Source organism: Agrobacterium sp. 5Ca50 (genome assembly GCF_055381905.1).
The window spans coordinates 127,603-151,169 of record NZ_AP026440.1; the positions used below are offsets into that span (position 1 = coordinate 127,603).

22 protein-coding genes are annotated in these 23,567 nt (G+C 56.0%); 16 read left to right on the plus strand and 6 right to left on the minus strand.

The features are described from left to right. Positions 1 to 31: 31 nt before the first annotated feature. From ACZ5FM_RS22750 to ACZ5FM_RS22785, 8 genes are all read left to right on the plus strand, one after another. A complete protein-coding gene (locus ACZ5FM_RS22750; RefSeq protein ID WP_464041338.1) occupies positions 32 to 1,111 on the plus strand; it encodes an AgaS family sugar isomerase in 1,080 nt (359 codons plus the stop codon). Further along, on the plus strand, positions 1,108 to 2,025 hold the full coding sequence (locus ACZ5FM_RS22755; RefSeq protein WP_464041339.1) for an ROK family protein: 918 nt from the start codon (positions 1,108 to 1,110) through the stop codon (positions 2,023 to 2,025). Before ACZ5FM_RS22750 ends, ACZ5FM_RS22755 begins: the two co-directional genes overlap by 4 nt. Before the next feature lie 20 nt (positions 2,026 to 2,045). Then, entirely contained in the window at positions 2,046 to 3,143 is a 1,098-nt protein-coding gene (locus tag ACZ5FM_RS22760; protein ID WP_464041340.1) for an N-acetylglucosamine-6-phosphate deacetylase, read from the plus strand. Positions 3,144 to 3,195: 52 nt separating this feature from the next. Then, on the plus strand, positions 3,196 to 3,963 hold the full coding sequence (locus ACZ5FM_RS22765) for a glucosamine-6-phosphate deaminase (RefSeq protein WP_464041341.1): 768 nt from the start codon (positions 3,196 to 3,198) through the stop codon (positions 3,961 to 3,963). An 83-nt stretch (positions 3,964 to 4,046) separates the two neighbouring features. Beyond that, the gene (locus ACZ5FM_RS22770; protein WP_464041342.1) at positions 4,047 to 4,862 is read left to right on the plus strand and encodes an NUDIX hydrolase; all 816 of its coding nucleotides are present in this window, start codon (positions 4,047 to 4,049) and stop codon (positions 4,860 to 4,862) included. A gap of 65 nt (positions 4,863 to 4,927) precedes the next feature. Then, entirely contained in the window at positions 4,928 to 6,190 is a 1,263-nt protein-coding gene (locus tag ACZ5FM_RS22775; protein ID WP_464041343.1) for a D-tagatose-bisphosphate aldolase, class II, non-catalytic subunit, read from the plus strand. Positions 6,191 to 6,767: 577 nt separating this feature from the next. Continuing rightward, positions 6,768 to 7,553 (plus strand): SDR family NAD(P)-dependent oxidoreductase, encoded by a 786-nt coding sequence (locus ACZ5FM_RS22780; RefSeq protein WP_464041344.1) that lies wholly within the window; start codon positions 6,768 to 6,770, stop codon positions 7,551 to 7,553. A 19-nt stretch (positions 7,554 to 7,572) separates the two neighbouring features. Next, complete coding sequence (locus tag ACZ5FM_RS22785; protein ID WP_464041345.1) at positions 7,573 to 8,967, plus strand: FAD-dependent oxidoreductase; 1,395 nt, start codon at positions 7,573 to 7,575, stop codon at positions 8,965 to 8,967. 36 nt (positions 8,968 to 9,003) lie between these two features. On the opposite strand, the gene ACZ5FM_RS22790 is transcribed toward ACZ5FM_RS22785, so the two are convergent. Together ACZ5FM_RS22790 and ACZ5FM_RS22795 are read right to left on the minus strand one after the other, a co-directional pair. Next, positions 9,004 to 9,339 (minus strand): hypothetical protein, encoded by a 336-nt coding sequence (locus ACZ5FM_RS22790; protein ID WP_275642878.1) that lies wholly within the window; start codon positions 9,337 to 9,339, stop codon positions 9,004 to 9,006. Beyond that, the gene (locus ACZ5FM_RS22795; RefSeq protein WP_312948098.1) at positions 9,339 to 10,250 is read right to left on the minus strand and encodes a DUF6772 family protein; all 912 of its coding nucleotides are present in this window, start codon (positions 10,248 to 10,250) and stop codon (positions 9,339 to 9,341) included. Before ACZ5FM_RS22795 ends, ACZ5FM_RS22790 begins: the two co-directional genes overlap by 1 nt. Positions 10,251 to 10,384: 134 nt before the next feature. Here ACZ5FM_RS22795 and ACZ5FM_RS22800 point away from each other — a divergent pair, with 134 nt between their 5' ends. The 6 genes from ACZ5FM_RS22800 to ACZ5FM_RS22825 all read left to right on the plus strand — a co-directional run bounded on the left by ACZ5FM_RS22800 (position 10,385) and on the right by ACZ5FM_RS22825 (position 16,119). Continuing rightward, entirely contained in the window at positions 10,385 to 11,137 is a 753-nt protein-coding gene (locus tag ACZ5FM_RS22800) for a FadR/GntR family transcriptional regulator (protein WP_312948101.1), read from the plus strand. Continuing rightward, positions 11,134 to 11,925 carry an SDR family NAD(P)-dependent oxidoreductase gene (locus ACZ5FM_RS22805; RefSeq protein WP_464041347.1) on the plus strand — a complete coding sequence of 264 codons (792 nt, stop codon included), beginning with the start codon at positions 11,134 to 11,136 and terminating at the stop codon, positions 11,923 to 11,925. Before ACZ5FM_RS22800 ends, ACZ5FM_RS22805 begins: the two co-directional genes overlap by 4 nt. An 84-nt stretch (positions 11,926 to 12,009) precedes the next feature. Then, a complete protein-coding gene (locus tag ACZ5FM_RS22810) occupies positions 12,010 to 13,257 on the plus strand; it encodes an ABC transporter substrate-binding protein (protein ID WP_250983771.1) in 1,248 nt (415 codons plus the stop codon). A gap of 139 nt (positions 13,258 to 13,396) precedes the next feature. Then, positions 13,397 to 14,251 (plus strand): carbohydrate ABC transporter permease, encoded by an 855-nt coding sequence (locus ACZ5FM_RS22815; protein ID WP_464041349.1) that lies wholly within the window; start codon positions 13,397 to 13,399, stop codon positions 14,249 to 14,251. Then, entirely contained in the window at positions 14,248 to 15,090 is an 843-nt protein-coding gene (locus ACZ5FM_RS22820; RefSeq protein ID WP_259148118.1) for a carbohydrate ABC transporter permease, read from the plus strand. The genes ACZ5FM_RS22815 and ACZ5FM_RS22820 overlap by 4 nt, the downstream gene beginning before the upstream one ends. A 3-nt stretch (positions 15,091 to 15,093) precedes the next feature. Then, a complete protein-coding gene (locus ACZ5FM_RS22825; RefSeq protein WP_464041350.1) occupies positions 15,094 to 16,119 on the plus strand; it encodes an ABC transporter ATP-binding protein in 1,026 nt (341 codons plus the stop codon). Positions 16,120 to 16,342: 223 nt separating this feature from the next. Here ACZ5FM_RS22825 and ACZ5FM_RS22830 read toward each other — a convergent pair whose 3' ends face one another. The 4 genes from ACZ5FM_RS22830 to ACZ5FM_RS22845 form a co-directional block, all read right to left on the minus strand. Beyond that, on the minus strand, positions 16,343 to 18,607 hold the full coding sequence (locus ACZ5FM_RS22830) for a TonB-dependent receptor (protein WP_464041351.1): 2,265 nt from the start codon (positions 18,605 to 18,607) through the stop codon (positions 16,343 to 16,345). Positions 18,608 to 18,667: 60 nt separating this feature from the next. Continuing rightward, complete coding sequence (locus ACZ5FM_RS22835; RefSeq protein ID WP_312948120.1) at positions 18,668 to 18,955, minus strand: DUF2218 domain-containing protein; 288 nt, start codon at positions 18,953 to 18,955, stop codon at positions 18,668 to 18,670. 586 nt (positions 18,956 to 19,541) lie between these two features. Then, the gene (locus ACZ5FM_RS22840; RefSeq protein WP_464041352.1) at positions 19,542 to 20,756 is read right to left on the minus strand and encodes an NADP-dependent isocitrate dehydrogenase; all 1,215 of its coding nucleotides are present in this window, start codon (positions 20,754 to 20,756) and stop codon (positions 19,542 to 19,544) included. A gap of 52 nt (positions 20,757 to 20,808) precedes the next feature. Continuing rightward, the gene (locus ACZ5FM_RS22845; RefSeq protein ID WP_464041353.1) at positions 20,809 to 21,483 is read right to left on the minus strand and encodes a FadR/GntR family transcriptional regulator; all 675 of its coding nucleotides are present in this window, start codon (positions 21,481 to 21,483) and stop codon (positions 20,809 to 20,811) included. Between the two features lie 251 nt (positions 21,484 to 21,734). On the opposite strand from ACZ5FM_RS22845, the gene ACZ5FM_RS22850 reads away from it, so the two are divergent. Together ACZ5FM_RS22850 and ACZ5FM_RS22855 are read left to right on the plus strand one after the other, a co-directional pair. After that, positions 21,735 to 22,724 (plus strand): ABC transporter substrate-binding protein, encoded by a 990-nt coding sequence (locus ACZ5FM_RS22850; RefSeq protein WP_464041354.1) that lies wholly within the window; start codon positions 21,735 to 21,737, stop codon positions 22,722 to 22,724. Beyond that, entirely contained in the window at positions 22,724 to 23,566 is an 843-nt protein-coding gene (locus ACZ5FM_RS22855; RefSeq protein WP_464041355.1) for an ABC transporter permease, read from the plus strand. The genes ACZ5FM_RS22850 and ACZ5FM_RS22855 overlap by 1 nt, the downstream gene beginning before the upstream one ends. Position 23,567 lies beyond the last annotated feature (1 nt).

A 23,567-nucleotide genomic window follows, 5' to 3' on the forward strand; every position in this document is an offset into this window, starting at 1 on the left:
GGCCTTTAAACACATAGAACAGGAACCTATCATGCGGGCCGAAGACAGTCAGACATGGAATGAAATTTTCGCACAGCCGCTCATTTGGAACGAATGGGCCCCGACGCTTGCTGGTAAGGCGCTGGAAATCAGTGCCTGGATCAAGGAAAAGCAGATTACCGAGATTGTCTTTGCCGGTGCGGGAACATCTGCCTTTATTGGTGACGCATTGAGCTTTGCGCCGTCCGACGGCTTTCTCATCAAGGCAATCCCGACGACCGATATTGTGGCGTGCCCTTTCGAGTGCCTGCGCGATGACCCGCAGCTTCTCGTCGTGCAGTTTGGTCGCTCTGGCGACAGTTCTGAAAGCATTGGCACGCTCGATCTTCTCGACCACCAGTTTCCCAAGGTGCAGCGGCTGAATATCACCTGTAACCCGAATGGCGCGCTCGCCACGCGAGCACCCGCCGGAAGCGGAGAGCAAAAGGTGATTGCGCTGCCCGAAGCTACGCATGACAGCGGTTTTGCAATGACGTCCAGTTTCACGACGATGCTCTTGTCGGCACTGGCGTGCCTCGATACTGGGGCGGATGTGGCGGGTAATCTCAAAAGGATCGCCGACAAGGCGTCATCGTTACTGCCGGCGCTGCACTCCATGACGCCGGCTCGGCCCGACCGCGTGGTATTTCTCGGCTCAGGCGCGCTGAAGGGCGTTGCGCGCGAATCTGCGCTTAAAGTGCTGGAACTGACAGCTGGCCAGACCATGACCTCTTGGGACAGCACGCTCGGATTTCGACATGGTCCTAAGGCGGTCATCACCGGCCGCGACCTTATCGTCGTGATGATCCATCCGAATGCCCACACTTCACTATATGATCACGATGTGGCACGCGAGATCAAGGCACAGTACCCAGAGGCCACAGTGCTGACACTCGGCGGAGAGGGATGCGATGTGGATCTGCGCACCCTGGGTGATGCCTGCTGGGAAGCGCCACTTTACGTGCTGGCGGCCCAGATCTGGGCCGTTGCATGGTCCGGGGAACTTGCGCTCAATATCGACAATCCGTTTGCGGGGCAGGGTAATCTGTCGCGTGTCGTCTCCGGCGTGACGCTTTATCCGGTGCGGGCATGATCTGCGGCGGCATCGATATCGGCGGCACCAAGATCGAAGCGCGGCTGTTCTCCAACGATCTGGCGACCGTCGAGATGCGACGCATCCCAACGCCAAAGGACCGGCTCGCCGATTTCATCGATGCCCTCGCCGAGCAGGTCCGATGGCTCGAGCAATTCTCGCATCAGGGCCAGGACTTAACCGTCGGAATGGCCATACCCGGTCTTATCGATGTGCACACGGGGCGCGCTTTCACCTCTAATCTGCCAGCCAGTGGTCACGATATCGCCGCCATACTCGAGGAACGGATAGGTCGAAGGCTACCATTAATGAATGACTGCCAGGCATTTGCGCTGTCGGAGGCAAATGGCGGAGCCGGTGAAGGGTTCAAGACTGTTGTTGGACTCATCATGGGTACCGGCGTTGGGGCCGGTCTGACGTGTGACGGTCACTTACCGCCGCGCCTCAATGGTTCGGCACTGGAAATTGGCCATATCGGCATCCCGGCCCATCTCCTGGCGTCCCGCAGTCTGCCGTTATGGGATTGCGGTTGCGGGAAGAGAGGGTGTTTCGAACGCTATGTCTCCGGCACGGGCCTGGCGGCACTGGGCGCGCACTGGCTGGGCCGGCCGGTGACTGCCGAAGAGATCGTAGCTTCGGCCCAAGCCGGGGGCACGCAACACCAGCAGGTACTGTGGCAGTGGGCAGAGATCGCCTCAGAGCTGTTACTGATCATCCAGCTCATGCATGATCCCGACTGCATTGTCCTCGGTGGTGGACTGTCCGGCATTCCGGATGTCGTGCCGCTGCTGGAAAAACCGTTTCAATCCGTAAAGCTCGGCGAAATGCGCATGCCGGCCATCCGATGCGCCATCCATGGTGACAGTTCGGGAGCACGTGGCGCCGCGATCATGGCCAGCAGAAAACCACTCTAACCGTCCGGAGTCCCATTTTCATGACCCAACTCGTTGCCGCCGATTTCATCTGGTTGGATGGTGCCATGCAAACCGGGCTTGCGGCTGAGCTGACCAGCGGTGAGCTCAGAAAAATCCGCCCGCTTGAAAGTGGTGAAAGCCCGGACGTGCGCCTCAGTCTGCTTGGTCCGGCGTTGACTGATCTGCAGGTGAACGGTAGCGGCGGAGTGATGCTGAATTCCGATCCTTCGGCAAAATCAATTTTGCGCATTGTCGAGACGCAGCGCTCTCTCGGCACTGGCTGGGTAATGCCGACCCTTATTACCTGCGAGGCTGAACGTATGCGCACGGCCGCGACAGCAGCACGCGATGCTTGGGGAACGGATGGCTTCCTGGGTCTTCATGTGGAGGGACCGCATCTCAATGTGTTGCGCAAAGGCACGCACAATCCTGCGTTCATCCGCCCTATGGATGAGACGACGGTTGCCATCCTTGAAGAACTGCGTGGTGCTGGTATTCCGGTGATGCTGACACTTGCACCAGAGACAGTCGATTTTGATACGATCCGCCGCATTGCAGATATGGGCGTGATCGTCTCTGCAGGTCATTCTGCGGCGACCGCTGAGGAAACCAGAGCTGGAATAGAAGCGGGTGTTAGCTGCTTCACCCATCTCTACAATGCAATGCCACCTATGAGCTCGCGCGAGCCCGGTATCCTTGGTGCGGCTATTAATTCGGATGCCTATGCCGGGATTATTGTCGATGGCCATCATGTTGATTGGTCGATGGTGGCTCTGGCCTGCCGTGCGCGTCCATCGCCAGGGCGTATGTTTATGGTTTCCGACGCTATGGCGACGATTGGCGGGCCTGATCAATTCGAACTTTATGGTGAGATCATAAGGGTTCGGGATGGGGCACTCATCAATCAGGCAGGCTCTCTTGCCGGAGCGCATGTAGATCTTGCCACATGCCTCGCAAACGCCGTCCTGCATGTCGGGCTCTCATTGGCGGAAGCATATCAGATGGCAGCCATGATCCCTCTGGATGTAATGGGCCTCACGCGGCCGTCACTTCGGCCGGGAACGCCTGCCAACGAAATCATAGCGCTCGACGATGCACTAAAGCGTGTTGTGATTTGACCCCTGCAGAGCATTTGCGTCGCACGACAGGACCAGTTAAAGGATTGAAATAATGAACCTTTCATTGCAGAGGACAGCTGTCGGCGATGGTTGTCTGCTAACGGTATTTCCGACGGCGAATGATGCTGCTGATGCGGTTGCAGATCACTTGATCGCAACAGTCAGGCGTGACCCCAAAAGCGTTCTGGGTCTTGCAACTGGCCAGACGCCGCGCCGCGTCTATAAAAGTCTCGTCGATGCATTTCTTGAGGGCGAAGTTTCGTTTCGAGATGTCGCGACTTTCAATCTGGACGAATATTGTGGCCTGGCTGCATCCCATCCAGATTCCTTTGCCGCGTTCATGAAGCGCGAACTCTTCGGTCTTGCCGATTTCGATCCTGCCAACCTCAACCTCATCGACGGTGCCGCAGCGGATCTCGCGGCCGAGGCTGCACGATATGCGACTTTGCTGCACAAAAGCGGAGGTATCGACGTACAGCTTCTTGGCCTGGGGACAAACGGACATATCGGTTTCAATGAGCCCGGATCGGCACCTGACAGTCATGTACGGATCGTTGATCTCTCCCATGAAACCCTCTCGGCCAACCAGCCTGGTCTTGTGGAACTGCGCTCGGTACCCTCGCAGGCCATTACCTTGGGGATCGCCGATATATTGAATGCGCGTGAAATCATCATGCTGGCGACGGGACCGGCGAAGGCGACTGCTGTTCGCCGCAGCCTGCGGCACAGACCCTCAACCGACTGCCCGGCTTCGTTGCTGACGTCTCATGCAAATATCCACTGGTACCTCGACAGCGCTGCCGCCAGCGCACTTGGATGACAATTAGAACAGCTTCGGTGCCGCTGAGCATCGCTGCTGTGGTCTGAAGCACTCCAAACCTAATGGCGAAGAAGGACAACGAGATGCTTGAAATTACCTTTATCAATCAGGACGTTCGGCTTGTTCTCGGTAAATCGCCAATCATGTATCCAGATGGGTATCGCTCCAAGGTCGAAACACACTGGGCCCGCATCAGTAACAACGGGCGGTTTTTTAACGGCCCGGTTCTTGCCGCATCGTCAATCGCTACGGATAGTTCCCGTGTTGTTGTCGAGGTCTCTTCGACCGACTATGCGCATTATCTTTATGCTGCTCAAGACCGGGATCACGAGTTCGATTGCCGGGCTGTTTTTTGCGCGGCCGCCATTGTGACCTCCGATAATTACCTCTTGCTTGGTGAAATGGCGCAGCACACGTCAACACCCGGTCAGATCCAGTTTCCGGGAGGCGGCGTCGAAATGGGCGCCGATGGTGAACTCAACGCACAAACCTGCTGCCAGCGCGAGGTAACTGAGGAACTTGGATCGGATTTTTTCAACGACGTGGCAAGGTTTCATCCCTTTGGTCTGAAGTGTGGAGGAAACCTTTCCACCATCGGGATATTCCACGCCCTGTCTCTCGATATGACCGCCGGGCAGGCGCAAAATTCTTTCGCTAGTTATCGATCGGAACAACTGGCCGCCGGGCAACTCCCCGAGTTTGATCATCTCCATGCCGTGACGTTCGACCTTAAAACACTCAGCCAATTCTTCCGCGTGAACAAAGGCTGCGTTGTTGATTATCTCGCACCGCTTTTGGAAGACGGTTGGGATGAAGCTTCTAAGGCTGTGCGTTTCTGCGCAACAGAACCGCCGTCGCGGGACACGGGGTCTGGACCATATGCCCTTAAATCATGCTGATGACTGCGCAACGATATGTAGTCATCCGTCCGCGCAATTTTTTGCCCGCAATTTGAGAGATCTACATGAATACCTCTACACTCACGTCTCTACGATCGCGCCGCGATCGTGGTGAGACATATGGCATAACATCCGTTTGTTCGGCGCATCCCGATGTCATTCGCGCAGCTTTGATACTTGGTCGCGACATTGATCAGCCGGTCCTGATCGAAGCCACTTGTAATCAGGTGAATCAAGACGGCGGATACACGGGTATGACACCTGCGATATTCCGGACGTTTGTTGGGGAGATCGCGTCCAGTGTGGGCTTCAATACCGAAAGCCTCATCCTTGGCGGAGATCATTTAGGTCCCAATCCCTGGAAACATCTGCCTGCGACTGACGCGATGATCAAGGCCAGAGAGATGGTTGCAGCATACGCCAGTGCAGGCTTTTCCAAGCTGCATCTCGATTGCTCAATGGGATGTTCCGGCGAGCCCGAGGCGCTCGAGGATGAAATCGTGGCCCGGCGCGCAGCGCAGCTGGCAGCAGTTGCCGAAGACAACAGTTCTTTTTCACCCGTCTACATTATCGGAACGGAAGTGCCTGTTCCAGGTGGTGCTTCTCATGCCGTTGATGATCTTGATGTGACGGATCCGGCTGCGGCGCGCAGGACGTATGATGTGCATTTCAGGTCGTTCGCGCAAGAAGGCCTGGAGGCGGCGTTTCAGCGGGTGATCGGTTTGGTTGTGCAGCCCGGTGTCGAATTCGGCAACGCAAATGTTGTGGCTTACCAGCCGGAGCAAGCAAGGAACCTCTCTCAATCGCTTACCGACATGCCGAATGTGGTCTTCGAAGCACATTCGACTGATTACCAAACTGCTGCGGCGCTCTCGTCGCTCGTGGGCGGCGGGTTTGCCATTCTAAAGGTTGGGCCCGGCCTGACGTTTGCGTTGCGGGAAGCGCTCTATGGGTTGGATTTGATTGCGTCGGAACTTGATGGTGAAGCCCCGATGCTCAAGCAGACAATGGAAAACATCATGATGGGAAATCGCAACCATTGGGCTAAATATTATTCAGGTACTTCGTCGCAACAGCGCCTCCAACGGCATTTCAGTTATTCGGACCGCATTCGCTATTATTGGTCCCAGCCCGCTGCGCGACAGGCAGTAGACGTTGTGAGAACCCGCCTCGGGAATAGGTCCATACCTGAAACACTGATCAGCCAGTACCTCGCTCCTTTGACTGCGAAAGTGCGATCAGGCGACGTCGTGGCTGATTTCGATGGGATAAAGCTTGCCTGTGTCCAGGCGACGTTGCGTGATTATGCTAAAGCGTGCGGCCACTGATAGGACTGTCACTCGAAAGTTTGAGGAACCTGACGTGCGCTGGTCTATTCTTTCCACCAGCGCCCGCCTATCGAGGTCTGGCCGATGGTCTGGCGTGTGTACCGAAGAATTATACGGAACGTGTACTCAAAACTGCATGCGAATTCCTAGCCGACGAAACCAAGCGGAACACCGAATTAAGACTTTAGATAAAATGAGACGTTCCCCGCCCCCCAATGATCGATGAGGGTTGAGAGGCAAAATTGACATTCTGACGTCGCGTGGCCAGGGCAGCGCACGGCTCTTTATTTAAGCGACCTGCAATTACCGATTGCAAATCACTCGGCTTTGGGACCGTTGATTCAGATCTTTTTAAGACGGCTACACTCCACCTTTGACTGGCAAAATATCGCTCCGGGCGGACCTGCTGAATGCGGTAGAGGGGGTCAACTTCGCTCCGCGACAGCGGTTTTGTTGGCGTTGATTCAGCCGATGTAAAAATAGCCTTTACATCTAACTAACATAGTTGCTAGGTTGCTCAGTGCCGGTGTGTTACGCCCCTGTAACATCTTACGAGACCGTAAAGAGGAGACCGAGTATGCCAGTGAAATATGCGACTTTTGCGGATAACTGTTTTGCCGACAGATCGGTATTCATAACAGGTGCCGCTAGTGGAATGGGTCTCGAGACCGCCCGTGCTTTCGCCCTCAAGGGCGCGGAGGTTGTCATGGCAGACCGAGACGAGGCCGGGCTTGAGAAGTATAGTGCTGATTTGCGGCAATCGGGAGCCAAGATTCACACTGTCAAGGTGGATGTCAGCGATCCAGCGAGTATTGCGGCTGCATTCCAATATTGTGACGCCAATCTAAAGCGGCTCGACAACGTGGTAACCTGTGCGGCAATCATTACCGCCAAGCGTATCTTGGAACAGGATTGGGCGCATTGGCGCCGCGTGCTGGACGTCAACCTGCTTGGCACCTTCTTCACGGTTCAGGCGGCAGTCGAGCGAATGCTCCATAATCCTGAAGGTGGCAATATCGTGTGCACCGCTTCCGATGCAGGGGTCCATGGCGGTGGCGGGCTCATTGCCGATACGCCCTATGCTGCATCGAAGGCGGCCACCCTGTCGATGGTCAAGTCTGTCGCGCGAGAGTTGGCGGGTAAGAAAATCCGCATCAACGCACTGAACCCCGGGCCGACGGATTCGCCGATGCATTCCCATATTGATCCCGAGCTGAAAGTGCGCATCGCTGGTAACCTGCCGATGCGTCGCATGGGTCGACCGGATGACATGGCCGCTGCCATTATGTTCCTTTGCTCCGACGCCGCCAGTTTCACCTACGGATCAGCGCTCGATGTCGATGGCGGATCGATGTTCCGCTAAGTCAGTCTGGGAGGACAAGATGCATCAGACAGAGTTGCGTTATGCCTATTCGGTCGACGTTCCCGAACTCGATGAAGTCGACGTACTCGTCATCGGTGGCGGGCCTTCGGGAATTTCAGCAGCGGTAGCGGCCGCCCGTCTCGGTGTGAGGGTACGACTCGTAGAGCGTTACGGGTTCCTCGGGGGCAACCTGACCGCAGGTCTGGTCGGTCCCTGCATGACGTCCTATTCGCTTGATGGCAAAACACAGCTTATCCGAGGCATATACGAGGAATTCGTACAGGGTATGATGGCGATGGGAGGCGCATTGCATCCGGGTGCCATCCCTGCTGGTTCGGCCTATTGCGGCTTTATCGTTTACGGCCATGACAAGGTCACCCCTTTCGAGCCCGAGGCAGCGAAGGTTGTCGCCCAGCGCATGTGTCTTGAGGCAGGCGTCGAACTTCTGCTTCACACAATGGTGGTAGATGCTATCGTCGGCGACCGCGATGCCGACAATCCCAGGGTGCTCGGTGTTGTTTGCGCAGGCAAAGGTGGCTTGAGAGCCGCTCGCGCCAAAGTGGTAGTCGATTGCTCAGCCGATGGCGATGTCGCTCATTATGCTGGCGTCCACACCCGGCAGGGGCGTGACAGCGACGGGCTGTCCCAGCCCCAGACCCTGTTCTTTCGCGTTCAAAATGTCGATGATCAGGTTGTCGAGGAGTATGTTCGATCGCACCCGGACGACTATCGCCCGTTTTCGTCGATTGTCGCCAAGGCGACGGAAGAGGGGCGGTTCCCTGCACCTCGTCGTGGCATAGGTCTCTATAAGACCATGGAGCCGGGAGTCTGGCGTATCAATACCGGGCGGGTGCTTAAACGAAACGGCGCCGATGCGCTCGAACTGTCACTGGCCGAGGTGGAGGGTCGTGAGCAAACTGTGGCTCTTCTCGATTTCTTCCGCAACGAGTTGCCAGGTTTCAAAGAGGCGACGCTGCGCGATACCGCAACGCAGATCGGTGTGCGGGAAACTCGCCGCATCGAGGGCGACTACGAGTTGACGCTTGAGGATCTGCATTCCGGTCGCGCCTTTGAGGATGTCGTTGCACTGTGTGGCTATCCGCTGGATATCCACGATCCGACGGGTTCGGGTGGTGGCACGGGTGGAGAAGGGCCGGACGCCGCCAATATCTATCAGATTCCGTATAGAGTGATGGTACCGCGCATCCACGATGGTCTTTTGGTCTCCGGTCGTGCCGTATCAGCAACGCATGAGGCGCTAAGTGCCATCCGCGTCATGCCGCCCTGCTTTGCGCTTGGCCAGGCTGCCGGCATCGCGGCTGCGCTTTCCGTGGGTAATCGCGCCAGCCCTCGCCATATCGAATACGAGGACCTGCGCCGGGAATTGCTGGCGCAGGGCGCTTATCTGGGGTGAGGTGAGGGGCGGATATATCATTCGCCCGTTTCACGTTCACGCCTTCAAATGCAATGTGATCAGCAGGGTGCATTCCGCGCCTTCGGCAAAGTGAGTTACGACGCGTAGCCAGTTACCGAAATGTTGTACCCGTGCAGATGTCAGTCCATCTAACTCGGTCGGCATATCGAACTCAGTTCCCTCGCGCACCCAGTGCATGCCATCGGGTGAAATTTCCACCCATCCGCGAGGCGATGCGCCAACCGGCTGTTTTAGCGCGCGGATGAAGAAGACTGCTTCGCGCGCCCAGCCTGCCTCATAGGGTTCACTGGCGGCATCACCACTCCAGCGTTCGTTGCGGGCAATGATCGCTGTGATGTTTTCAGGCAGCATCAGAAATCTCCCGAAATGCAGATCGAATCGACATAGAGAAAGGCGCGCTTGGCGACGTCCGTTTCCGCGAACAAGCAGAAGTTCAGCATGCACCAGAGGTTTTTCATTGCCGGAATACGGATAGGCTCGAAGCCCGATACATCGAAGGTGCGATCGTTGCATTGCATGCCGGTGGCCTGCATTTTTTCAAGATCGAAATCGAACCGCAGATAACTCCAGTTCACTTTGGTCGGGATCTCGTTGTAGCAAAGCTTTTGTTCGCCATCTGGCAGATCCAGCCAGCCTTCCGGTGCAAGGTGGTAATGACTGACCGTCTTGTTGTCCGTTCCGAGAGGTTTGATTTCGGTCGTCTCACGCTTATATTGCCACTTCTGCAGGAATTTGCCGTTTTCGGCATTCAGAAACCTCAAATGCGGCATCACCCGCTCGCTATCGCTGTCACGGTCGCCGCCTTGCAGATCGAACAGAAACCCGACGGAACGCACGTCGGTTTCCGACAGCTTCAGCTCGGAGGCTTCCGGTTTGAAGGTGAAGTAAATCTCGAAGCGGATCGGCCCTCTTTTGCGAAACGTGTGACGCTTGATCGCGACATTCTGTGCGCCCGGCTTGGGCCTGGTTGCGATCTTGAGCGCATAGGACGAATCCATGCCGCCATGCGACCCGGCATCCCAATGCCCAAGTGTGGAAATCATCGCGCTGGAATGCTGGGCGTAACCGGGCAGCATGGCATCCAGCGTGTCCTCGTAATTGCCGACCAGTTGCGACCAGCCGCAATGGCCGCGCGAAAAGTCGTCGAACGAGAGAATGCGCGGCAATGGGTCAAAACGACTGAGAGCTGGATCGGCCCGCAACAGAGCGATGCGTAAGCTTTCCGTCATGTCTGCCATTTGGCTCGGTGTTGATGATGCCATCGGGTTTTGCCTCACTGTGTTCAGCGGCCTGCTTGTATGCTAGTTCTAGCCACATCGTATCATCTTGGCAACTGATAAACCTAGTTGCTATGTTGTAAACTGTATGCTAGCTTTTGATCATGAGGAAGCAAACGATGGTTATGTCCCGCAAATCCGTATTCGATGCCAAGCTGTTGAGCCCTGTCAGGCTCGCCGACGGTGTGTCGGATGCTATTGCTGCCGCTTTGTTCGACGGCCGTATTCCACCGGGCGAGCCTTTGCCGCCCGAGGGAGAAATCGCCAAGGAATTCGGTGTGTCGAAGCCGATTGCGCGTGAGGCTCTGCGCCAGTTGACAGCTGCTGGACTGATCTTCACGCAGCAAGGAAAAGTGGCCCGCGCCAAGGCAATGAGCGGCGAGACGATGGACAAGATCTACGGCTATGCGGTGCGCTCGAGCCTCAAGCGCCTGCAGGAAGCCAATGAGATGCGCCGGGTCATCGAGACCGGCATTGCGAGACTTGCCGCCGAGCGTCGAGACCCCGAAGGCCTGGAGATTATGGAGCAGGCGTTGAAAGACATGAATGCAGGCGTCCATGATCCCGCCAGTTTCACGGCTGCGGACATTCTGTTCCATCTTGGTCTGGCGACCGCGACGGGCAATGCGATGATCCGCGTTCAGATGGAAGGCATGCGCACAGTGCAGCGGGAAGTGTCGGAGCTTTTCTCACGGCGGGCCAACCGTAGCGAGGCGGATTGGTATGAGACGATCGCACGGCACGCTGCAATCTGCGAAGCCATCCGTTTGGGCGATGCCGACCAAGCCGAGCAAAGGATACGCGCGCATTTCGATGCTGCCGATATCGCTTCGCTAGAAGTCGCTGACAAGCTGGATGGCGCAGAGGGATGACGAGCGTGCGCTTCTCGCTCAAAGGTCGGCGTGCCTTGGTGACCGGTGCCAGTTCTGGTATCGGCCGCGCGGTGGCTCTGGGGTTGGCAGAGCATGGCGCGGAACCTATCCTTCACCATTTCGGGAACGAGGCCGGCGCGAGGGAAGTGGCAGAAATGACGGGCGGCAAAGCGCCCGTCATTGAGGCAGATTTTACCAGGCAGGGCGCGACGGAAGCATTCGCCCGCCATGTACTTGATCAGTTTGGGCCGATAGATATCCTGATCGCCAATGCTGCTATCGAACGGCGCATGCCATGGAACGATATCGATGAGGCGCATATAGCCGCGCATGTGGCATCGAACTTCGCGGCACTTCTGGCCCTGACGGGGAGACTGATTCCGCCCATGGTCGAGCGTGGTTGGGGCAGAGTGGTTGCTACCGGCAGTATCATGGCGACCCGACCGAGGACTGAAACGATCGTCTATGCATCCTTGAAGGCAGCGCAACTGACGGCGGTGCGGGCCATTGCCCGCGACGTCGCGCCGCGTGGCGTTACAGTCAATGTCGTCTCGCCCGGCGCCATCGAGATCGAGGCCAACGCGGCCCAGTACAGCGACCCTGCTTTTCGCAGGGCCGTGACGGCTAAAATCCCTGCAGGAAGACAGGGTCAGCCCCAGGATCTGGCAGGTGCGTTCGTTTTTCTGTGCAGCGACGCTGCCAGCTACATTACCGGAGCAAATATACCGGTCGACGGAGGATGGTCGATCGGTGATGCCCCTGGTGTCCTTCCGCAGGTTGCTGATTAGACGCCTGCGACAAGGAGTTACAGCGAATGCCAGTGGCATCGCTGGAGGAGTACTGTTTACGAAGCGACCAAACGGGAGGAAGCCATGAGGACCGCACTAGCAGGTATAGCAGCATCCGCTTTAGCACTATTGATGTCGACATCTGCCGCGCTCGCTGTGGATCTCCGCATGACGGTGTGGACCGGTAGCGAAGCCCATCTGAAGATGCTGAATGCCATCGCAGAGAGTTTCAAAGCCAAGAATCCGGACGTAAACGTCAAATTCGAGACAGTTCCGGTCAACGATTACACCCAAAAACTGACCTTCCAGGTGGCGGGCGGAAATCCGCCCGATGTCGCCTGGATGATGGAAGATGCGGCCCCCGCTTTTGAGAACGCCAAGCTTCTCATGGATCTCGGGCCAACACTGAAGGCTACGGAGGGCTATGATTTCGCGGACTTTTCTCAGCCGGCCATGGGCCTGTGGCAGCAGGGTGAAACGGTTTACGGGATACCATTTTCCACCTCGCCATTCCTGATTTACTACAACAAGGACATGTTCGACAAAGCAGGCCTTGAGGATCCGCAACAGCTAGCGGCCAAGGGCGAGTGGAACATGGACAAGTTCCAAGAGGTCTCCAAGAAGCTGGTAGAAGCCAACCCCGGTAAATGGGGTTTCGAGTTCAAGGACGGTGAAGGTTATGCCTCGCGCATGACGCATGCTTTCCTGCCTCCCATCCGCGCCTATGGCGGTGATATCTGGTCGAACAAGCAATGCGGTTTTGACAAGCCTGAAGCCGTGAAGGCGATCAAGCAACTGCATGACATGGTGTTCAAGGACAAGTCGATCGTGCCGCCTGGCACTCAGGGCGACTATTTCTCGGGAAATTCAGCGATGACCGTGAACCAGATTTCGCGCGCATCGAAAATGCCGGAGGCGGGTTTCAAGTGGGGTATCGCACCCTTGCCGACGGGTCCGGGAGGGGAATCTCCGGTCATCGGCCAAGCTGCGCTCGTCGTTTTTGCCAAGGGCAAGAACACCAAGGTTGCTGCGGAGTTTGTGGCGCACATGACCAGTAAGGAAAATGTCGCCACCATGGCGCAATTTTTCCCGCCTGCCCGTAAGAGTGTTCTGCAAGCGCCAGCTTTCATCAACGGCAACAAGCTGATTTCGCCGGAGATGATGAAGAATGTCGCGGCGGCGATTGAAAAGGGCCGTGTCGTTCCCGGACATGAGAAGGCGCCACAAATCCTTGCCGCAATGATGCCTCGTGTCGACGCTCTCTGGAAGACCGATGCGAATGTCGATGCCGCCATCAAGGACATCTGCGCGGCAATTACACCACAGCTCTGATGACGCCTCTTCGTCACCCGACCTTGTGCCAACATGAACGCAGTCAAATTCTCGGCGCAAGGCGGAGGATGACGATGGAGTGCTTGGATCCGTGAGAGTAAACAACCAAAAGCCCTGGCTGAGTTTGAAGGCGAGAGAAATGATGGAGGCGTGGCTGTTTGTTAGCCCCACCTTCATCGGCTTCCTCATCTTTTTTCTCGGGCCGCTCTGCGCCATCCTGTATTATTCGACAACGGAATGGAACCTGCTGACGCAGGAGGCAACCTTTATCGGCCTGGCCAACTTCGAGAATGCGCTGCTCGAAAATCCGGATTTCAGGCTCGTGGTGCGCAACTCGGTTATTTTTGCAATCGGGCTCGTGCCGCTCAATATGGCGCTGGCTCTCATGCTGGCGCTCGCGCTTTCACGGCCTTTCTTCGGCGTTGTGTTCTTCCGCACGGTGTTCTTCGCTCCGGTTATCACCTCGGCAATCGCCTGGGCGATAGTCTGGAAGTTTCTGTTGCAGGGAGAAGGCGGCTTTATCAATCAGGTGCTGGCGATTGTCGGCATCAGTGGACCGAACTGGTTGCGTGAGCCGAACTGGGCGATGGCCGCTGTCATCGTGACGCGGGTCATCAAGATGGTGGGACTGAATATGATTCTCTACATCGCCGCCCTGCAATCCATTCCGCGGGATTACGAGGAGGCAGCTCGCCTTGAAGGCGCCTCGCGTCGGCAGGTTTTCAAAATGATTACTTGGCCGCTGCTTGCGCCGACGACGCTCGTCATCATGGTCATCACCACGATCGGTTCGTTCAAGGTATTCGATCACATATACCAGATGACCGGAGGCGGGCCTGAAAACGGCACGCTGGTCTTGGCCTTCTACATTTACCAGCAGGGCTTCAAGTTCTTCAATATCGGGTACGCATCTGCACTGGCGATGATCATGTTCGTCATCGTGATGGCCCTGACACTGGTCCAGGTCATGCTGAGACGGAAGGGCATGCAATGACGCAGCGTCAGATCCAGATTCTTTATCGCACCTGCTGGACGATTGCGCTTTTGATCGTCGCCATACCTTTCGTCTTTCCGTTTATCTGGATGGTATCTGCGGGCTTTAAAAGCGTGACCGAAATCTTCGGCACGCCGACGCTCATTCCGCGTGTCTGGCGTTGGCAGAACTTTGTCGAGGTCTTCACCTACCAGCCATTTGCCCGACAGTATTTCAATTCGATATACATCGCCGTCGTTGTGACCGTGCTGACGCTGATAATCGCTTCGCTGGCCGGATATGCGCTGGCGCGGATGCGATTTGCAGGAGCGGGGCTGCTGATGGTCTTCCTGATTTCGGCGCTGATGGTGCCGGAGGAAGTCACGATCATTCCCAACTTCTTTCTGATGCGCGGGATGGGCATGGTGGATAGCCACTGGCCTCTCATCCTTCTGCCGACCTTTGGTCCGCAGGGCGTGATGGCGACGTTCCTGATGCGTCAATATTTCCTGGCGCTGCCAAAGGAGCTGGAAGATGCGGGCAAGATGGATGGGCTTTCACGCCTTGGGGTCTGGTGGAAGATTGCGATACCGATGTCGCGCCCGGCACTGGCAGCGGTTGCGATAATCACCTTTCTTCATTCGTGGAACCTGTTCCTCGAACCGCTGATCTTTGTCAGTTCGCTCGAAATGTTCACGCTTCCGCTCGCACTTTCCAACTTCAACGACAGCTACGGACTTCCTTTATGGAACCTGCAGCTTGCCGCAACCAGCCTTGCCGTGGTGCCGATCCTGATCGTCTATCTGATCGCCCAGCGGCAGATCATTGAAAGTTTCGCGCTTTCCGGCGTCAAAGGGTAAGATATGACCAGTGTTACGCTAACGGACATTAAAAAAAGCTTCGGGGCGGTGGACGTCATCCGCGGTGTCGATCTGGAGATTGAGAACGGCGAGTTCGTCGTTTTCGTAGGCCCCTCCGGATGCGGAAAATCCACACTGCTCCGGCTCATCTCAGGGCTGGAGTATATCACTGGCGGCGAGTTATCGATCGGCGGGCGCGTGGTGAACGAGGTGCAGGCATCGCAACGTGGCGTGGCGATGGTGTTCCAGTCCTATGCACTCTATCCGCATCTGACGGTTCGCGACAATATGGCTTTCGGGCTGAAGGTGCGGAAGGTACCGACTGCGGAGCGCGACCGGCGCGTTGGCGAAGCGGCGGCAACGCTTAAGCTGGAGGCTTTGCTGGATCGCTACCCGCGCGAACTTTCCGGTGGCCAACGTCAGCGCGTAGCCATTGGTAGGGCCATCGTCGGCAATCCCGACGTATTCCTGTTTGACGAACCCCTGTCCAACCTTGATGCAGAACTGCGGGTGCACATGCGATCGGAGATCGCCGCGCTACATAAGCGTCTTGCCACCACGATGATCTACGTGACCCACGATCAGGTCGAGGCCATGACGTTGGCCGATAAGATCGTCGTTCTGCGCGACGGGCGGATAGAGCAAGTGGGTTCACCAAGGGAACTCTATGAACGGCCGGCCAACATTTTCGTGGCCCAATTTATAGGGAGCCCTAAAATGAACGTGATACCGGCAGGTGAGGCAAGTGCATTGCTGAGCGGACAGCATCCTGCCTCCACCAAATCTCTAGGCGTACGACCCGAACATTTCATCATTTCCGCCCCAGGAGAGGGCGTTATGCGTGGGATTGTCAATCTCTGTGAGTATACGGGCGCAATATCTCTGCTGCATATCGCGTTGCCCAGCGGACAGATTTGCCTTGTCACCCACGACAGGCCGGAAATGCCCTCTGTGGGAAGCGAGGTCGGATTAACCGCCGATCCGTCAAAACTCCATTATTTCGACAGTCACGGAGTTTTATTACTCTAGTGTCGTAAAAACCCGCTTATTAACCGCTCCAGATCATGAACTGTTCGGAATATCGATAAGCGAGTTTGCAGAAAGCATGTCTCAAAATCGCACGACCACCGCGCCGTCACAGTCTGCCACGTTCGCAATAGTCTTTCTGTGCGATAGAGACAGGCGCGGGTAATAATCGCGCCTGATTTGAGAATGCAGTGGCTCGGTTCTGGCTCGATGTGAATGTTCCTTTTTAGAAATCGAACGATGCCGAAAGTGTAAAGGTACGAGATGCGCCAGCTGCTAGGAAGCTGCGAGCCGACGACGCCCAATAGTTCTCATCAAAAACGTTTTCGACATTGGCGCGGATTTCGATAGGCTTTCCGTTTTCGCGCTCGAATTTGTACCTTGCACCAAGGTCAACGCGTGTCCAGTCGTCGACCTTCAGGGTATTCGCCGCGTTGAAGTAAGTGCTGCCGCTGTGAACGACGCGACCGGTGGCTGTTAGGCCTTCAATCCATGGCAAATCATATTCGCCATAGAGGCTGATCGAAGTCTTCGGGATGCCAGCAGCCACGTTGCCATCATTTCCTCCGCCATTGGTGCGGCTTAGCTCTGCATCAAGAAATGTGATTCCACCAAGAAGTCGCAGGCCATCGATTGGCTCTCCGTAAGCCGTAAGTTCTACGCCGCTATTGGTCTGTAGACCATTGAGACCATAGGTGTTCCCGACCACATAAGCGCTAGGCTGCTTTATCTCGAAAAGCGCGGCCGTGAGCATGAGCGAACCGGTGTCATATTTCACCCCAACTTCTTTTTGTCGATTGACCGTAGGAGGAAGTACTTCGCCTGGGTTACTTAACGTTGGCGTCAAAGGAGCGATTGCGCCTTCCGTCAACGCCTCTACGTAATTTGCGTAGATGGATAGGTCTTCGGTCAACTTAAAGCTGGCTGCAACCGCTGGACTAAACCGTGACTCATCATAAAAGTAATTCTGTACTCCGAGAGGTCCACGATCTGGGCGCACATTGAAGCTTTTTTGGCGGACACTTTGAAAGCGCCCGCCCAAAGTCAGTTCAAGTCTGTCGTCTAGGAAGGAAAGCGTATCCGAGATTGCAAAGCTGGTAGACAACAGTTCTGAAAACGGGTTCAGGTTACCAGAACGGGGCAAGCCCGACGTATTCACCAAGCTCCCTGAGATATAAACGGGATCGTAGATATTGGACACGTAGCTTGGGAAACCCAAAGCAGATGGGTTGAGGTAACCGCGATTATTTTCCGTATAGGCTAGTTGGGCGGATATGTTCAGTTGGTGGTTTATCTCACCCGTTTCGAATTCTGAACGAATCCCTGTCTCGCCGGAATAGCTGATAATTTCTTGCGGATTGTATCCGAAATCGATCCGGGCATCACCGCTGTTGTTTAGAATTGTATAGGACGATGTCAGAAAGTCCTCACGGTAACGATATGCGCCAGCCGCAGCATAGATCGTCGTGCTGTCCAGTATATCGTACTCAATCCGGCCCGTAGCCATATTGTATGAGCTATCAAGATATTCAAACGGATTGCCCGTATTCACCTTGCCATTTGGAGCTCGCGGTATCTGCGTTACCAAAGATACAGGTCGTGTATCTACGGTGTTAAACAGTGATGTTGGCGAATCGAGCTTTTGTGTCGAGTGGCTCAAATCTAACGAAGCACGAAAATCATCACCACGATAGTCGATGCCGAGCGTTGCCACGCCAACTTTGGTATCATTGTGATCAAGAGCGGTTTCACCGCCCTTGATTGAGCCATTGGCGCGAACGCCCCATTCATTTGCTGGACCAAACCGACGGCTAACGTCGGCGTGCGTCCAGAATTGTGAATCGCTGCGATAACCAGTCGTGAGGCGGGTTAATGGTTCATCTGCTGCACGCTTTGGGATGAGATTGATCGTTCCGCCGACGCGACCCAGCCCGCCGTTCGCAAAATTGCTCGGTCCTTTCAAAACTTGAACCTGCTCAATGCCTTCAAGGAAATGACGACGCGGGTTGGCTATATACGGAAGTCCATCGTAAAGAATATCGAGGTTGACCACCGAAAAGCCGCGGATGAAGAACGAATCGCGCTCGCTGTTTGCAGGCGCATCCGCGCGCACGGACGGGTCGTTGAGTGTAATATCAGCAACAGTTCGCGCCTGCTGATCACGGATGAGCTTAGCTGTATAGGCCGTGATACTGAAGGGCGTGTCTTTAACAGGACGGTCTCCAAGGGAGCCAAGTCGTGCTCCTGTCGAAAGCTGTCCACCACTGAACGATGCAGGAGGCAGTCCGATGGTGCTTGTCTTCGGTTTGTTTTCGTTTTGAGATTCGATCAAGATGGGGGCAAGTACTGTTGCGGAGGTGCCTGGACCGCGTTCAGCGCGATTTGCTTCTTGGCCTTGCGCTAAAACTGGCGTTAGCGCGAGCAGCGAAACGCCAGCAAGTATCGCGCAGCCGTAACTACGCAGGCAGAACTGGTGTGTTCCCTTCGACATGTACCCCATCCCCATTTCAATAGAATTCTGTTTGATGATTAGAACGTGTTGCCGGCAGCGTCAGGTTTGCGGCTGCCAATCGAACTCTAGCGTCTCCCGGAAGGCAAAGCGCTCGATATGCGTTTGAACGACATCCTGTAAAACTGAAAGGTCTTCGCTCTTATGTGCAGTGATTTCGATGTGTAGGCTTCTATCGTCCGCCCGCAGTCGGGCTTCTCCTAGCGGCAACGCAATCTTTGCCGAAACGGGCGTGGCCTCCGTTTCAAATTTATGTGCCCAGTGCTTGGAAAGTTGTTGTAGATAGCGACTTCCATATTCCGTCGAAATGATCGCCTGCCTGCTGGACATGAATACCTCGGATCGTATCACTTGAGTGCGTTTTGTCCGCGTCTTCTAGAAAAAAACTTGGAACGTAGAGACGCAATCTCAAAGATGACTATTTGAGTCAAGTCTTAATAACGATTTAAAGTAGAATATCCTTGGAAATATCGAAGTGAATTAGTCGATTTCGAGCGCTAGTTGCATTTAATAGCTCTTAGGAATTCACGATTGCGAATCTTGAGTTCTCTTAAGACACGTCGAATGAGCGAAAAAAAATGTTCGCCATTGTTTTGAATGTCTTGTCCTTGAACCGTCATGCGCGGTTGTTATTTCTGTGTTTTCTGAGATCCCAGTCATGGCTATGGCGTCTGTTCTTTCATGACTTGCCAGGCATGTTCTGCAATCGCCGAACGATCAGGAAACGGGCTGCTGGGCTGCCATTTGGGCAAACCTCAGGATAGGTTTCTCGTATCCATTTCCCATCTGCAGATTGTCGCTAGTGCCATCCTTGATTGTTTCCTGCAGCCTTGAGTCAAAAACAGCCCCAGATTGACAAGCCAGACGTTGCCCTGGAGCGGGCAGGGCGACGTCGCCACGTCGCCCTCGGCTCAGTTTAAGCCTGCATGGCCTCCTGCAGGTGTTCGTCGATCTTGTCGAGAAAGGCCGTGGTGGAGAGCCATGGCTGGTCCGGGCCGATCAGCAGCGCAAGATCCTTGGTCATGAAGCCGACTTCGACAGTTTCCACGCACACTTGCTCAAGCGTGTGCGCGAACTTTGCAAGTTCCGTATTGTTGTCCAGCTTGGCACGATGGGCAAGGCCTCGCGTCCAGGCGAAGACCGAAGCGATCGAATTGGTTGAGGTTTCCTCACCCTTCTGATGCTGCCGATAATGGCGGGTCACAGTGCCATGGGCAGCTTCCGCCTCGACAGTCTTGCCATCTGGCGTCAACAGAACGGAGGTCATGAGGCCGAGCGAGCCGAAGCCCTGTGCAACGATGTCCGACTGCACGTCGCCATCATAATTCTTGCAGGCCCACACGTAGCCGCCGGACCACTTGAGAGCCGAAGCGACCATATCGTCGATCAGGCGATGTTCGTACCAGATGCCCGCTTCCTTGAAGCTGGCGGCAAACTCCTCGTCGAACACGGTTTGGAAGATATCCTTGAAGCGACCGTCATAGATCTTGAGAATTGTATTTTTCGTTGAAAGGTAGACAGGCACCTTGCGCTGCAGGCCGTAATTCAACGAAGCGCGGGCGAATTCGGTGATGGACTCGTCGAGATTGTACATGCCAAGTGCCACCCCGGCGGACGGAGCATCGAACACGTCACGCTCAATCACAGTGCCGTCGTCGCCGACGAACTTCATCGTCAGCTTTCCCTTGCCGGGAAATTTGAAATCGGTTGCACGATACTGATCTCCGAAGGCGTGGCGGCCAACGATGATCGGCTGGGTCCAGCCGGGCACAAGGCGTGGCACGTTTTTGCAGATGATCGGTTCGCGGAAGATCACACCGCCCAGGATGTTGCGGATTGTGCCGTTCGGGCTCTTCCACATCTGCTTCAGGCCGAACTCAGCGACACGCCCCTCGTCGGCGGTGATGGTCGCGCATTTGACGCCGACGCCGTGCTTGCGGATCGCATGTGCCGCATCGATTGTCACCTGGTCATTGGTCGCATCACGGTTCTCGATGCTCAGGTCGTAATATTCGAGATCCACGTCAAGATAGGGGTGGATGAGCTTGTCCTTGATGAACTGCCAGATGATGCGCGTCATCTCGTCACCGTCGAGTTCGACGACGGGGTTTGCAACCTTGATCTTTGCCATTGTGTTCTCCCATGAGACGACGTTGCGCCGCCCCTCCTCAAAGATTTTCGTGTCAGCGCATGTCGCGCATATGGCTTTCCACGCTGCGCAAGTGCTTGCGCATCGCATCCGCAGCCCCGGCGCCGTCGCGATTGGCAATGGCCTCCACGATGCGTTCATGTTCCTCGAATGAATGGTGATTGACCGGCGGGCGCACCGGCGTGTCACGCAACCGTCCCCAGGTGACGGCGCGGCGTACCGCATTCAACGTGTCGAGCAACCCAAGCAGCAGCGAGTTCTGCGAGGACTCGCCAATCAGCCGATGGAGCCGGTTGTCCCACTGCTCATAGAGCCGCCAGGTTGGCGCCTGCTGCGCCTTCATCATGCAGCTGCGCAGCTCGGCAATCTGGCTCGGTGTGGCGTTGAGCGCGGCACAACGGGCAACCTCGGGCTCGAAGGCGATGCGGGCTCCCATCACTTCGAGCGGATTGGTCCGATGCACCATGGCGTTGATGTCGGCCACCGTGTCGATCGGCCGCTCGCCTGTAAACGTGCCCTTGCCGACATGTCGCCAGACCACCCCTTCCGCCTGCAGGGTTGCCAGCGCTTTGCGCAGCGCACCGCGCCCGATCTCCAGCGATTCCGCCAGCTCCCGCTCCGGCGGAAGGCGTCCGCCATCCTGCAATTCCGCGGTTGTGAGGAAGTCCCTGAGGCGCGTGAGAACCGCCCCATCCGAAAAGTCTGTCATGCTCAATTTCCGAACCAATTTACGATTGGTTTGCTTATATCCGGCATATTGGTGCATGTCAACGCACCCACTCACGGGCAAATTACGATAATTTTAAAACCATAAATAACAATAATTTATCGCACAAATAGCCTATTTTTCGACCTTTTCTGTCGCGCCGCAACATGTTTCATTGGTTGACACAATTCATAATTAATGAAGAATTGGTTTCAGATTGGGTTGAGAAAAACACAATTTTGGGAGGAATGAGCATGAACACTTATCTCAGACGATTGAAGGCATCGGCCGTGGCCGCCGCCTTCTGCCTTTCAGCAGCAATACCGGGCCTGGCGCTTGCCGAACCCATGCGTATCGCGTTCGGCGATATCGCAACCGTGGAATCCGTCCATCTTCTCGCGGCGATCGAACGCGCCAAGGAGCAGGGCGTTGATGTGCAGGTCACCTTCCTGAAGAGCGAGGATATCGCGGCGCAGGCGGTTGTGAGCGGTCAGGCCGACATCGGCATCGGCGGCCCTTACTCCCTCCTCCAGAAGGTGAAGGCGCCGATCCGCATCTTCATGCAGCTTTCCAAGCTCCAGTTCTATCCGGTGGTTAACACCGAGTTCTACAAGGAATGGAAGGATCTTGATGGCCAGGAAATCGCGGTTCACTCCCGCGGTTCCGGTACCGAGGCGATCATGCGCCTTATGGCCGACAAGAACGGAATCAAGTATTCCAACATTTCCTACGTTCCGGGCGCGGAAGTCCGCACCGGCGCCCTGCTTCAGGGCAATGTAAAGGCAACGATCGTCGATTCCTCCGGCAAGCGCGTGCTGGAGAAGGAAGCGCCAGGGAAATTCGGCTTCCTGCCGCTTGGCGAAGTCAGCGCGACGGACGAGGCGCTGTTTGCCAACACTGACTATCTCTCGAAAAACCAGAAGGATGTCGCAATCCTCGTCGAGAGCATTCTGACCACTTGGCGGGAGGTCGCATCGGATCCTAAGGCGGCCGTTGCGCTGCGTGAAAAATACAAGCTTCTTCCCGATGCGACGCCGGACATGTTAGCCGACATTGAGCCTTACTTTAGCGAGGCGGCATCTACCCTCCCGGTCAATGGTGGCGGCGAGGACGCCGCACGCGACGACTTCGACTTTTACACGGTCTCCGGCGCGCTCGAAGGCAAGTCGGCCGACCTCAAGGTCGAAGACTTCTGGGACCTCACCGCGCTCAATGCAGCACTTGCCAAAGTCGGAACGAAGTGATGCACATGACCACTTCACCCCATAGGGCGAGTGCAACGGAGGGGGCCGCCACCGGCTCCCCACGGTTCGCCGAAACGCTCGCCGAATTCGCCAGACGCCGTAAATCCTTCTGGGTGGTGGCTTCTCTTGCAACTCTTTTTACAATCTGGGAAATCGCGGGAGGCGTCCCGATCAGCTTCGCCTTCCCCACCTTCTTCGACACGCTTTTTGCGCTGTTCGAGATGGCATTCGACGGCACCCTGCTGCGCGCCTATCTCATCACGTTCCAGCCGCTGTTGATCGGCGTTGCCGTCTCAGCCGTGCTTGGCATAGGGCTTGGCATCATCATGGGCCTATCGGACAAGGCGGAATGGCTTCTGGCCCCCGTGTTCATCGTGCTCCAGGCCGCACCAATGGCTGCATTGGTTCCTTTGGTCACCTTCATCTACGGCATTGGTCTGGTCGCCAAAACGCTCGCCGTCATTATGCTGGCCCTGCCGGTGATCGTGCTCAATTCCTACAAGGCGGTTCGTCACGTCAATCCGTCGCTGGTCGACATGTGCCGATCGTTTCAGGGCAATCGCCTCCAGCAGATCTTCAAGATCATCATACCCGACGCTACGCCGGTTCTGTTCGCGGGCTTACGCCTTGGCATAGCCGCCGGCTTCATCGGTGTCATGCTTGCCGAACTGCTGATTACCCCGACCGGTATCGGCGACCTCATCACCTATCACCGCTCGATTGCCAACTACGCCCACATGTACGCGGCCGTCGCATCCATCATTGCCGTTTCGACGCTGACACTCGCTGCCTTGCAATATGTCGAGGTCAACTTCCTGCGTCCCGAAAAGAGGAGAAAATAAG